Genomic DNA, 12,364 nt, shown 5'->3' on the forward strand with positions numbered 1-12,364 from the left:
GGTCCCTCCCCGGAAGTGCGTGCGAGCTGCGCAGACCCTAGCAGTCCAAGATCGAGGAGGGGGTCCCCGGAACGGCCGGTGGGCCCGCGCCGACCTGCGGCACGGGCCCACCGGTTATGGGGTGGTGCTATCGGTTGTTGCCGGTGTTGCCGACCCGGAAGGTGTAGTCCGCGTCGAGGTAGGTCAGGTCGCCGGTGGGCAGGTTGGAGATCAGGACGGCGAAGTCGTCCTGGTTGCCGTTGGCGCACCTGGTCTGCAGGCCGGCGGCGGTGAACCGGTCACCGATGGAGCGGTAGACCCAGGTGCCCGCGCCGTCGGTGCTCTCCCCCGCCGACGTGGTGCCCGGGGTCAGGTCGCAGCCGGCGACCACCTGCACGGTCCAGTTGTTGTCCTGCACGCCGGAAGTGGCGAACCACTCGCCGGCCGCCGAGGTGACCGTGGCGGCGGCCCCGTTGACCCGGACGTCGTCGACGAACCAACCGGTGTCCAGGTAGGCGGCGTCGGTGGAGTAGCGGAACCGCACGTCCGTCGTGCCGGCCGGCAGGTCGGCGGTGAGGTGCACGTAGACCGGGTCGTCCACGAAGTACGCGCCACCGGAGGTGCCGGTCAGGCCGTTGCCCTCGGTGTTGTTGCCGTGCGGGTCGGTGTCGGTGGTGACCACGGTGCCCGCGTCGTTGCGCACCGGCACGGTCACCCACTCGCCGCCGACGAGCGCCTCGACGAAGCCGTAGTCCCAGCCCTCCTCGATGAAGTACCAGCTCCAGAAGTCCAGCGAGGTGACCGGGCCGGAGGTGGTGACGTCGAGGATGTTGTCGGACTGGCTCTCGTAGCCGGCGTACCAGTGGGTGGTGCCGGTGTGCGGGGCGATGACGGTCTCGTCGTCGCCGTCGAAGGCCAGCTCGACGGTGGGGCCGGGGTTGCGGAACCGCTCGACCGACAGGCCGAACGGCACGGCGGTGGTGTCGGGCCGGTTCTTCAGCCGCGCCCACTTGGCCTCTGGCGTGGCGCCCTGGTAGCTGCCGCGGCCCGCCCAGAACACGTCGTCGGCGATGTCGATGGTCCACGAGGTGTCGGCCGGGTCACCGAAGTCGAAGGCCTTGATGTCGTAGACCGGCGAGTCCTCGTCGTCCAGGTAGACGGCGACGGACCAGTCCCGGAACAGGGCCTCGGCGCTGCGCAGGTTGGCACCGGTGGCGGCGTTGAACGCGTCGATGGCGTTCTGCACGCCGGTCATCCCGTCGGCCTGCTCCTCGAAGATCGTCTTGATCAGCAGGTCGCCGCCGGCGCCGTCGTACTGCTTGTCCGGGGTGAAGGTGCCGTCGCCATTGCCGCCGGCCTGCTCCCAGAGGTACTGGAAGTAGGTGAAAGCGGCGCCGTAGTTGGCCAGCGTGCCGCCCCAGCGGGTCAGCGAGGTCTCCTCGTAGAAGACCTGGTGGTTGCTCAGGTGCGAACCGCCGGCGTCCAGGCCGTTGAGGAAGATGGCGAAGTCGGCCAGGCCCTCGTCCACCCAGGACAGCTCGCCCGGGTCGCTGTAGTTGTGCAGCAGGTGCTCCAGCTCGTGGGCGACGGTGCCCTCGTACAGCTCGGGGCGGTCGTTGGCCGGGTTGGCGTCCCGCCAGGGGGCGTCGTTCGGCCCGACCCGGTTGGCCCAGTCGAGGGCGTCGACCACGATGACGTTCATCCCGCTGCTGTCGATGAAGTCCGGGGCGAAGTAGCCGGCGGTGTACGAGGTGACGGCGCAGTCGTAGTAGGCGTCGTCCTGGACGTTGTAGACGACCATCACGAGCGAGTCGCTGGCCGGCTCGTCCGGGTCGGCGGCGTCCATCGGACCGAAGTGTTCCTCGTCCACCGCGACGATCTGGTTGGCCAGCTTGTCGCCGACGTAGTCGATCTGCGCCTGGGTGAGGGTGAACTGCGCCGCGGTGGCGGTGGCGCACGGGGTGAACCCGTCGGCCGGGTTGTGGTCGAACTGCGGGTCCAGGCTGGCCACGCCGGCCGGCGCGGTGCCGTCCAGCGGGGTGCCGGCCGGGACGTAGATGTAGACCGGGGTGCCGTCGGGGGTGGTGTTGGCGTACGCCCGGGTGAAGTTCTGGTTGTAGGTGCCGCCCGCCGCGCTGTCGTTGATCGGCAGCGTGATGGTCGGCTCGCCGGGAAGATTCTCGTGGTCGTTCGCCTGTGCCGGTACGGACACGGTGAAGGCGAGCGTGGTGACGCCCGCCGCCGCGACCGCGATCCGACTCAGTCGTCTCGTTCGCACGCGGGTTGCCTCCTGCCGGTGCTGACCGGGCCGGATCGGGCCGCCCGGTCGTCGATCCAACGATTCCGATGTAACGTTTCCAGGTCGTCTGACGCTGCGACGAACCCGCCCCTGACCTGGGCTTTTCGCCTCTCAGAAGACCACTTGGGACGCGCGAACACGAGGACCTGTCAGGTCACATCTGCGTCACGAACGGTGGTCCCCGACGGTCCGCACAACGGACCCCCGGCGCAGCAGCCGCCAGGCGGGTACGACGCTCGCCGCGAGGGCGAGCAGGAGGCACAGCCCGACGACGCCGCCGACCACCGGCCACGGGACGACGAGGTCGACCGGCGCGCCGACCTGCTCGGCGAGGCCGGCCCGGATGCTGACCAGGCCGGCGAACGCGACCGCCCCGCCGAGCAGCGCGCCGAGCGTCACCACCAGCGTCGACTCCGCGGTGACCAGCCGCAGCACCTGGCGCCGGGTCGCCCCGGCCAGCCGGATCAGCCGCAGGTCGGCGGCCCGGCCGGCGGCGGCCGCCAGCAGCGTGTTGACCACCGCGATCCCCCCGTAGCCGGCCGTCACCGCGATCAGCAGCAGAGTGGCCAGCCAGACCAACCGGTCCTCCGCCTGGTCCGCCTCGGCGGCCCAGGTGGCGACGTCGACCACCCGGGCGCCGGCGGGTGGGTCGACCGGCGCCGTCAGGTACACCGCGGAGGTCAGCGCCGACGGATCGTGCGCCCGGACGGCGGAGCGGGACAGGAGCAGGTCGCCGGGGAGCGAGTCGTCGGTCACCACGGCGACGACCCGCAGCGGCACCCGTTCCCCGTCGGCGAAGACCACCGGGAAGGGCCGGGCGGGCAGCGCGGTCGTCCCGGCCGCCGAGGCGCTGAGCACCACGGCGTCGTCGCCGCGCAGGTCGGCCAGGGAGCCGGCGAGGACGGTGAGGGCCCGGTTCGCCGTGCCGAACGCCGCCGGTTCGACGCCGAGCGCGGTCAGCGGGCGGATCCCGTCCGCCGGTGGGTCCGCGGGTACGAACACCGTGGTCGGCAGGACCGACGCGCCGCCAGCCGCGGCGACCGCCGGGTCGGCGAGGCCGGGGGCCCGGTCCGGCAGGAGCACCCAGTCGGCGTTCACGACGCTCATCCGGCCGGCCGCGTACACGGCGGTGGAGGTCTGCACCATTCCGGACACCAGCACGGCGAAGGCGACGGTGAGCAGGACCGGGGCGGCGGTTGACGCGGTGCGCCGGGTGGCGGTCGAGGCCCCGGCGCGTACCAGCAGCCCGATGGCGCCGGCACGCCGCCACGCCGGCGGATGCAGCAGCCGGACGAGCGGCCCGACGAACACCGGGGCGAGCGCGGCCGCACCGGTGACCAGCGCCATCACCGCGAGCAGCGCCGACGACGCCCCCTCCTGCGCGTCGGCGCTGGTGGCGGTCGCGACCCCGAGCGCCGCACCGGCGGCGACGAGCAGCCCGCCGGCCACCGCCCGCACCCGCCCGATCGGCCGCTGCTCCACGGCCGCCCCGCGCAGCGCCTCCAGCGGCCGTACCCGCGCGGCCCGCCGGGACGCCGCCCACACGGCCAGCAGCGCGATCACCGGCCCGGCCACCAACGAGACCGCGACCGGCCAGAGGGTGTACCGGAGGCGGAAGGTCGCCGGCTCGAAGCCGACGTCGACCAGCAGCCGGCCCACCGTCGGGGCGAGCGCGGCCCCGACCAGCAACCCGACGACCGCCCCGCCGGCGCCCACCACCAGGGCGTGCCGGTGCAGCATCCGGCGGACCTGGCGAGGGGTGGCTCCGACAGCGCGCAGCAGCGCCAGGTCCCGGCGGCGCTGCGCGACGGCGTAGGCGAACGCGGCGGCGACCACGAAGACCGTGACGAAGCCGGCGAGCGCGGCGGTGGCGGTGAGCACCTGCATGCCGATCCACCGGGTACGCGCGTCCGCCCGCGGTTCCAGCCGGCCCCGCTCGTCGCCGGTGAGGACCCGGCCGTCACCGGCCACGACGCCGCGCGCGGCGGCGGCGACCCGGTCGGGGTCGGCGCCCGGCGCCAGCAGGAGACCGATGACGCCGACCCCGGGGGCGAGGGTGGCGGCCACCTCGTCGGCCACGTGCACGCCCGGCGCGTCGAGCAGGCCGGTGACGGTGTACGCCCGCGGCCCGCGCGCGGTCAGCAGGGTGACCGGGTCACCGGGGCGCAGGCCGAGCGCGGCGTCGACGACCACTTCGTCCGGCTGTCGGGGCGGCGCGCCCGCCGTCAACCCCGGCCCGCCGAGGCGGGTGCTGGACCAGCCGTGTCCCTGGTGGGCGTCCTGCCGCTGGCCGTCGGTGGCCGGGGGACGGCCGGCCACGAGCGGCTGGGCGTAGAACGTCCGGTCCGGCACGGCCGCCGCGACGCCGGGCAGCCCGGCCAGCCGCGTCACGAGTTCGCTCGCGCGCGCCGACGACCAGGGCCGGGTGGGCGGGAAGGGGTCGGCGGGTGAGTGCGCCTCCGGACTGGCGATCATCACGGCGGCCCCGGCCAGCCGCTCCGGCGTCCGCGGCCGCCCGGATGCCAGCAGCAGCGTGCTCGCGAAGACCAGCGCGACACCGACGGCGACGGCCACGAACGCGCCGGCCGAGCGCCGGGCGGTCAGCACGACGGCTCCGGGATCGCGTCGGCGATCCGGGCGGCGACGGACGCGGCGGTGAGCGGGCCGGTCAGCTCGTCGGCGAGGCGGCCGTCGGCGAGCAGCAGCACCCGGTCGGCGTACGCGGCGGCCGCGGGGTCGTGGGTGACCATGACGACCGTCTGCCCGTGCTCGTCGACCAGCGCCCGCAGCAGCCGCAGCACCTGCCGGGACGCGGCGCTGTCCAGCGCGCCGGTGGGCTCGTCGGCGAAGACCACCGCCGGCCGGGTGACCAGGGCCCGGGCGATGGCGACCCGCTGCTGCTCGCCGCCGGAGAGTTCGCTGGGCCGGTGCCCGGCCCGGTCGATCAGCCCGACGGCGGCGAGCCCGGCCGTGACGTCGCGGTCCGCCGGGCGTCGGCCGGCCAGCCGCAGCGGCAGTTCGACGTTCTGCGCGGCGGTCAGCGAGGAGATCAGGTTGACCGCCTGGAAGACGAAGCCGATCCGGTCCCGGCGCAGCCGGGTCAGCTCGTCCTCGCCCAGGTCGTCCAGGCGGATACCGTCGACGGTGACGGTCCCCGCCACCGGTCGGTCCAGCCCTGCGGCGCAGTGCAGCAGGGTCGACTTGCCGGAGCCGGACGGTCCCATCACCGCCGTGAACGTGCCGTTCGCGAAGCTGGTCGTCACCCCGTCCAGCGCCGTCACCCGTCGGGTGCCCGAGCCGTACACCGCCCGGAGCCCGGTCAGCGTCACCGTGTCTGTCGTCATGCCGCCCACGGTGCCGGGGCAGCCGGGTCGCGCGCGTCGTGCCGGGGCCGGCACTTTCCGGCCCTCCCGCGGCGGTACCCGGGCGCCGTCGCGGTCGGCGGGTCATCCCCGAGGATGACCTGCCTCGGGTGGACGCGCCGCCCCCGGCCGGCGGTTACCGTCTGTCCCGTGGGCACGCTGCTTGCCCGGCGACTGCGGCCGGTGGACCTGTACCTGGTGGACGGTGTGCTGGCCGTGGTGGTCGGTGCGGCGCTCTGCGCGTACGCGGCCCTGGAGTCCCCGCTGCGCGGCGGGATCCGGGAACCGGTGTGGGCGTCGGTGCTCACCGGGCTGGTCATCGGGCTGCCGGTGGCGGTGCGGCGGCGCTGGCCGGTCGGCGTGGCCCTGCTGGTGAGCCTGGCCGCCGCGGCGGCGCTGGCGACCGGGGTGATCCCCGACTTCGCTGCCGCAGCCCCGGCGTTCGCCATCGGGCTGGCCTTCTACACGTTGGCCGTCGCCACGCCGCCGCTGCGGTCGCTGGTGTGCGCGGTGGCCTGCCTGGCGGTGGTGAGCGCCGCGCTGGCGGCGACCGCCGGTGACCTGTGGTCCCGCACCGGCGCGGTCGGCTACGCCGCTGTCATGATCACGCCGGGGTGGTTGGTGGGCTGGTCGGTCCGGGAGCGGCGGTCGCTGGCCGCCCGGCAGAGCGAGCAGCTGGTGCGCCAGGCGGTCACCGAGGAACGGCTGCGGGTGGCCCGCGAGCTGCATGACGTGGTGGCCCACACGATGAGCCTGATCGTGGTGAAGGCGGCCGTGGCCAACCACGTCGCCGACGCCGAACCGGGCGAGGCCCGGGACGCGCTGCGGGTGATCGAGGAGGCCGGCCGGGCGGCGCTGACCGACATCCGCCGGGTGCTCGGCGCGCTCCGCGAGGGCGCCGGGTACGCTCCGGCGCCCGGCCTGGACGAACTGCCCGGGCTGGCCGAACGCGCGGCGATCGGCGGGGTGGACGTGCACGTCGACGTCCGCCGGGACGGCCCGGACGTTGGCGCGGTGCCGGAGTCGGTGGGCCTGGCGGCGTACCGGATCGTGCAGGAGGCGGTCACCAACGTGGTGAAGCACGCCGCGCCGGCCGCCTGCCGGGCCACGATCGTCGTCGCGCCCGGCGAGGTACGCGTCGAGGTGGTCGACGACGGCCGGCGCCCGGTGCGGATGACCGGGCACGGCCACGGGCTGACCGGCATGCGGGAGCGGGTGACGCTGCACGGCGGCGAGTTCTCCGCCGGCCCGCGCTCAGGTGGCGGGTTCGCGGTGAGCGCCCGCCTGCCGTACCGGGCCGTCGCATGATCCGGGTGCTCATCGCCGACGACCAGGCGCTGCTGCGCGGCAGCTTCCGGGTGCTGGTCGACCTCGACCGGGGCTGCACCACCGTCGGCGAGGCGGGAACCGGTGCCGAGGCGGTGGCCCTGGCCGCCCGACACCGTCCGGACGTGGTGCTGATGGACGTCCGGATGCCGGAGATGGACGGCATCGAGGCGACCCGGCGGATCTGCGCCGATCCCGCCACGGCGGGCTGCCGGGTGCTCATCCTGACCACGTTCGACCTGGACGAGTACGTGTACGGCGCGCTGCGCGCCGGGGCCAGCGGGTTCCTGCTCAAGGACACCCCACCGGCCGAGCTGCTGGCCGGCATCCGGGTGGTGGCGGCGGGCGAGGGGCTGCTCGCGCCGACGGTCACCCGCCGGCTCATCGACGAGTTCGCCCGGCGCGCGGAGCCGTCCCGACCGCTGCCCCGCCGGCTCGACGGGGTGACCGAACGCGAACGCGAGGTGCTCACTCTGATCGCCCGCGGGCTGTCCAACGTGGAGCTGGCCGCGCACCTGCAGCTGAGCCTGGCGACGGTCAAGACGCACGTGGGTCGGCTGCTCACCAAACTCGCCGTCCGCGACCGCGCCCAGTTGGTCATCGTCGCCTACGAGACCGGGCTGGTGGGCCCGGCCGGGCGGGAACCCGGCTGAGCCGTGCCCCCCGGGGTGGACGACGAGCCGGGTGTGCCGTCCCCGGTCAGCTGACGACGGCCACGAGCGGCGGCACGGCGATGAGCGCCGACCCGGCGAGGGAGGCCAGCCGCTTCCCCGGTCGCGCGCCGGCGAGCGTCGGCAGCTCCCGCCAGCGGTACGCGGCCGCGATCAGCCCGGCAGCCGACAGCCCGACGCCGAACGGCCAGAGCCAGCCGGGCACCACCGACCAGTCGCCCAGCCGGTGACCGAGGGCGGGGTAGAGCACCGCCCAGCCAACGGCCGGCGCCAGGCTGAGCCGGTCCGGCACCCGTCGGAGCGCCGACAGCAGGGTGAGCCCACCGAGCACGGTGAAGGCGACCGCGAGGCCCGCGCCGACCCAGCCGGGGAGGCCGAGGCTCTCCTCGCCGTCGGTGGCCGCCGGCGGTACGCCGAGCAGCCGCAGCCCGATCGGGTCGACGTCGCGGTCGGTGTTGCCCAGCACCACCACGCCCCGGCCGGTGGCCCGTTCGAAACCCACGTACGCCCGGAAGCCGCCGGTGCCGCCGTTGTGCCAGACGACCTCGCGGTCGTCGTACCGGGTGGTGAACCAGCCGTAGCCGACCCGGTTGCGGTCGTCCTCGGTGAACCGGGCGGTGGTGGCGTCGGCGCCCGGGGCGGTGCCGGCGAGCAGCGCCCCGACCAGCCGGGCCAGGTCCTCCGCGGTCGACCACACGCCGGTGCCGGCCGGTGCGTAGCCGCTGCCCAGCCAGGGGTCGGCGGCGCGGCCGCCGGCCCTGGTGCCCGCCGCTCGCGCCGCCGGCAGCCCGTCCGGGTCGGTGACCGCCACGGTTCGGCTCATTCCCAGCGGGCGCAGCACCTCGCGGTCGAGCAGCTCCGGGTAGCCGGTACCGGCCTGCGCGGCCAGCGCCTGGCCGAGCAGCGCCACCCCGAGGTTGGAGTAGTCCACCCGCCCGCGCCCGTCCCCCGGCGTCTCGTCGCCGGCCGCGGCGACGATCCGATCGACGTCCCACCGGCCGTACGGGTTGCCGGCGGTGAGGTTGGCCCACCACATGCCGGCCAGGTCGGTGGGGGCGAGCGCCAGCCGGGGCAGGCCGGAGCGGTGGCTGGCCAGCTCGGCGAGGGTGACCTGGGTGGTCGGGCCGTCGAGGCGGGGCAGCGCGGTGCCCAGCGGGTCGTCGGGGCGGACCGCGCCGGCGGCGATCCGCTGGGCCAGCAGCATGCCGGTGAGGCCCTTGGTGACCGAGCCGATCTCGAAGGGGGTGCCCGGCTCGACGGGCGCGCCACCGGGCTCCCGGTCGCCGAGCCCGGCGACCCGGACCCGGCCGTCCGCCACGATGGCGACGGCGAGGCCGCGTAGGCCCGTCGGGTCGGCCACCGCCGCGCGGACGGTGGCGGCCAGTTCGGCGTCGCCGGTGTGCTGCCCGGTCAGTCGCGGTACGGGGGGTCGCAGGCCGAACCCGGCGAGGGTGGCGACGAGCCCGGCGACGAGGGCGAGGACGGTCGGCTTACGCATGAGCGGTTGCTCCTTCCGTCGGGCGCCGGGGAGCCGGCCGGCGGTTCCGATGGGGTGGCGGGTGCTCCGGCCGCGGGGGTGCCTGGCGTGGCGGGTGCTCCGCCTGCGGGACGCTCAGTCGCGGGCGGCGGTGAGGATGGCGAGCAGCGGCACCACCCGGTCGCCGGGGACGGCGTACTGGCCGCGACCGGTGCTGCGCAGCCAACCGGCGGCGGTCAGCTGGCGCAGGTGGTGGTGGAGCTGCCCGGTGGTGCCCAGCCCCTCGATCTCGGCCAGCGCGGCGGTGGTGTGCCGGCCGCCGAGGATCTCGCGCAGCAGCCGCAGTCGCACCGGATGCGCCAGGGCGGTCAGCGTGCCGGCCAGCTCCGTCCAGTCGGCGTCGAGCACGGTGTCGACGGGGAGGCCGTACTGCCAGTCGTAGTGCTGGCCGGCGAGCCGGACGGTGCCGGTGTAGAGCACCGCACCCGGGCTGTCCTCCGGCACCAGCCGCTTGAGCCCGTGCAGCGCCCAGAAGGTGTCACCTGACGGTTCGGCCGCCGGCGAGCCGGCCGCCGGCTGGCGCTCGACCAGCGCGGCGACCTGCGCCTCCAGCGCGCTGACCCGGTCCTCCAGCTCCCTCATGGCTCGATAATACGAAGTTACGTAATTGCGTGCAACCGCGCCGGGTTCCGCGCCGTGTCGCGGGCAGCCGGGCGGCGCCGGGTCCGCCTAGGCTGGCGGCGCCGGGCCGTGGAGGAGGTCGTCATGCATCAGTACGTCGCCCTGCTGCGCGGGGTCAACGTCGGCGGGGCGAAGGTCGCGATGGCCGACCTGCGCCGACTCGTCACCGACCTCGGGCACGCGGACGTGCGGACGTACCTGCAGAGCGGCAACGTCGTCTTCGGCAGCGACGTACGCGACGCCGGGAAGCTGGCCCGCGGCATCGAACAGGCGATCGCCGACCGGTTGGGGCTGACCGTGCCGGTGCTGGTCCGCAGCGGCCGGGAGCTGGCGGCGGTGGCCGGCGGCAACCCGTACGCCGGGCGGGAGGACGACCCGACGCATCTGCTGGTGGCCTTCCTCGCCACCGCGCCGAAGCCGTCCGCCGTGGACGCGCTGGCCGTGCCCGGCGGCGAGAACGTGGCGTTCACCGTCACCGGGCGCGAGGTGTACCTGCACTTCCCCGACGGCGGCTACGGCCGGTCGAAGTTCACCAACACGTACCTGGAGAAGAAGCTCGGCGTGGTGGCGACCACCCGCAACTGGCGGTCGGTCCGGGCCCTGGCCGAGCTGGCGGCGGCGTAGCGGGCCGCCGCCAGCTCGGCCGGCGGGCCGCTCAGGCCGTGCGACGACCCTCGGCGTCGCCGCGGAGCCGGGCGTCGAGCGCGTCGAGGTCGGGCAGGAACCAGATGTGCCCGGCCCGGTTCGACTCCGCCACCAGGGCGCGCAGGGCCGAGCTGGCGGCCAGGTGCCGGGAGATGTCGCCGATCACGGCCAGCCGTAGCCGGTAGTTGACGAACTTCTGCATGACGTCGCCGGCGAACCGGGTGCCCAGCGCGAAGAAGCGCTCGTCCAGCCGGCTCGCGGGGACGGCCACCACCTGCGCGCCGAGGAAGGCCGCACCGATCAGGTCCAGCGCGTCCTGCTCGGTGACCACCGGGGGGCCGGCCGGGTCGCAGACCAGCACCGGCACGCCGGCCCGCTGCTCGATCACGTCAGGCACCGTCGACCTCCCCCGCGAGCAGGCCGTCGTCGCCGTCGAGCACGGCGTCGACCAGGCGCAGCAGCTCGGCGGTGGCGGCCGCGCCACCGAGTATCACGATCTTCATGCGGTTCCGTTCCTCGTCGTGGACGGTCTGGACGCGCAGCGGCTGCGCGCCGCCGCTGCCGGTGTTCGCCGCGGCCAGCACGAACGTGCCCAGCCGGTCGGCCGCGGCCCGGTCGACGCCGTCGACCTGCACGATGCTCGACACCTCGACCGGCGCGACGGCGGTGGGCCGGGCCGGCTGCCCGGTGAGTGCGTCGAGGTCGGCGCTGGCGATCCGGTACTGCTTGCCGATCCGCACCGCCCTGAGCCGGCCGGAGCGGATGTAGCCGCGCACGGTCCGCACGTGCAGGCCGAGCCGGTCAGCCACCTGCTCGACGGAGTACATTTCTTCACCCATTGTTCCCTACCCTACATCGGATAGGGAGTGATAGGTAATCGCATCGCCGAGGGGCGGACGGCGACCGCCGTCCGCCCCTCGGCCGGTCAGAAGTGGTACGCGGTGCCGTACTCCGGCACCAGCACGCGGCTGCGCGGCGACACCCGGCGGATGGTGGCGATGAACTCGTCGAGACGCTTGCGGTCGTTCGGGGCCACCGGCACCGGGTTGCGCAGCTCGGTCTCGAAGTTGTCGAAGTGCACCGGCACCACCAGCTTCGGGTGGTCCAGCGCGGCCAGCAGCCGGGCCGCGTAGTCGGCGGTGGCGGTGCTGCTCGGCAGCGCCACCATCGCCACGTCCGGGGCGAGACCGGTCAGGTTCCGCTCGACGAAGTCGCTGGCGCCCATGAAGAACACCGCCGGGCCGTCGTCGACCCGCAGCTGGTAGGACAGCGTGTCGCCCTCGGGCAGGTCGGCGATGGTCGCCGGCTTCGGCGGCGGGCTGACCCGTACGCCCGGGAAGGCCATCGAGTACGACCCGTTGCGGCTGTGCAGCGAACCGACCACCTCCACCGTGTGGTCGCCGAAGTCCAGCACCTCCCCACCCTTGACCGGGCTGAGCTGCCCGGACGGCACCCCGTACGCCAACCCGAGCTGGTACGCGGTCAGCGTGCCGAACACCCGGGCGCCGGTGCGGCCGGCGATGTACGGGACGTCCATGTAGTGGTCCCAGTGGGTGTGCGTGACGAACACCGTCGCGGCCCGGTCCACCAGCGCGTCGACCACCGAGGTGTCGACCTCCAGCGACGTCGCCTGGTTGAAGGCGCCCTTGAACAGCCCGGTGTCGATGCGGCTCAGGTAGGGGTCGACCAGGACGGTCCGGTCGCCGATGTCGACCCGCCATCCGGACGTACCCCACCAGCGGAAGCTGACCGGGCCGCGGCGCCGGCCGGTCGGGGCGGCCGCGACCGGCGCGGCGGCCGGCGGCGCGGCCTGCGCCGGTGCGGCCAGGGTGGCGCCGGCGAGCCCGGCGGTGGAGACCAGGGCGGTGCCGGCGGCGGCGTCGCGGAGGAAGCGGCGGCGGTCCAGGTTGGGCATGCGGAACTC

Annotated in this window: 11 protein-coding genes; 3 read left to right on the top strand and 8 right to left on the bottom strand. The window is 75.0% G+C overall.

Annotation, left to right across the window (positions count from 1 at the left end):
* Positions 1-127: 127 nt before the first annotated feature.
* The 3 genes from FHX32_RS26435 to FHX32_RS26445 form a co-directional block, all read right to left on the bottom strand.
* On the bottom strand, positions 128-2,257 hold the full coding sequence (locus FHX32_RS26435; RefSeq protein ID WP_167188715.1) for a M6 family metallopeptidase: 2,130 nt from the start codon (positions 2,255-2,257) through the stop codon (positions 128-130).
* 186 nt (positions 2,258-2,443) lie between these two features.
* Positions 2,444-4,885 (bottom strand): FtsX-like permease family protein, encoded by a 2,442-nt coding sequence (locus FHX32_RS26440; RefSeq protein WP_167188718.1) that lies wholly within the window; start codon positions 4,883-4,885, stop codon positions 2,444-2,446.
* Positions 4,879-5,622 (bottom strand): ABC transporter ATP-binding protein, encoded by a 744-nt coding sequence (locus FHX32_RS26445; RefSeq protein ID WP_167188721.1) that lies wholly within the window; start codon positions 5,620-5,622, stop codon positions 4,879-4,881. Before FHX32_RS26445 ends, FHX32_RS26440 begins: the two co-directional genes overlap by 7 nt.
* Before the next feature lie 168 nt (positions 5,623-5,790).
* Here FHX32_RS26445 and FHX32_RS26450 point away from each other — a divergent pair, with 168 nt between their 5' ends.
* Both FHX32_RS26450 and FHX32_RS26455 read left to right on the top strand, forming a co-directional pair.
* Positions 5,791-6,948 (top strand): sensor histidine kinase, encoded by a 1,158-nt coding sequence (locus tag FHX32_RS26450; RefSeq protein WP_486481326.1) that lies wholly within the window; start codon positions 5,791-5,793, stop codon positions 6,946-6,948.
* On the top strand, positions 6,945-7,619 hold the full coding sequence (locus FHX32_RS26455) for a response regulator transcription factor (RefSeq protein WP_167188727.1): 675 nt from the start codon (positions 6,945-6,947) through the stop codon (positions 7,617-7,619). Before FHX32_RS26450 ends, FHX32_RS26455 begins: the two co-directional genes overlap by 4 nt.
* 46 nt (positions 7,620-7,665) lie before the next feature.
* Here the strand turns inward: FHX32_RS26455 and FHX32_RS26460 are convergent, their stop codons facing one another.
* Entirely contained in the window at positions 7,666-9,135 is a 1,470-nt protein-coding gene (locus FHX32_RS26460) for a serine hydrolase domain-containing protein (RefSeq protein ID WP_167188730.1), read from the bottom strand.
* Between the two features lie 114 nt (positions 9,136-9,249).
* Entirely contained in the window at positions 9,250-9,756 is a 507-nt protein-coding gene (locus FHX32_RS26465; RefSeq protein ID WP_167188733.1) for a helix-turn-helix domain-containing protein, read from the bottom strand.
* A gap of 123 nt (positions 9,757-9,879) precedes the next feature.
* Between FHX32_RS26465 and FHX32_RS26470 the strand changes: the two genes are divergently transcribed.
* Positions 9,880-10,419: a DUF1697 domain-containing protein gene (locus FHX32_RS26470; RefSeq protein ID WP_167188736.1), complete on the top strand. Its 540-nt coding sequence runs from the start codon at positions 9,880-9,882 to the stop codon at positions 10,417-10,419.
* Positions 10,420-10,450: 31 nt separating this feature from the next.
* Here the strand turns inward: FHX32_RS26470 and FHX32_RS26475 are convergent, their stop codons facing one another.
* From FHX32_RS26475 to FHX32_RS26485, 3 genes are all read right to left on the bottom strand, one after another.
* A complete protein-coding gene (locus FHX32_RS26475; RefSeq protein WP_167188739.1) occupies positions 10,451-10,837 on the bottom strand; it encodes a DUF4180 domain-containing protein in 387 nt (128 codons plus the stop codon).
* Positions 10,830-11,279, bottom strand: coding sequence for a helix-turn-helix domain-containing protein (locus FHX32_RS26480; protein WP_486481327.1), 450 nt, complete (start codon positions 11,277-11,279; stop codon positions 10,830-10,832). The genes FHX32_RS26475 and FHX32_RS26480 overlap by 8 nt, the downstream gene beginning before the upstream one ends.
* Before the next feature lie 86 nt (positions 11,280-11,365).
* On the bottom strand, positions 11,366-12,355 hold the full coding sequence (locus FHX32_RS26485) for an MBL fold metallo-hydrolase (protein WP_167188742.1): 990 nt from the start codon (positions 12,353-12,355) through the stop codon (positions 11,366-11,368).
* Positions 12,356-12,364: the final 9 nt, after the last annotated feature.

This window comes from Micromonospora sp. CNZ280, assembly GCF_011759515.1.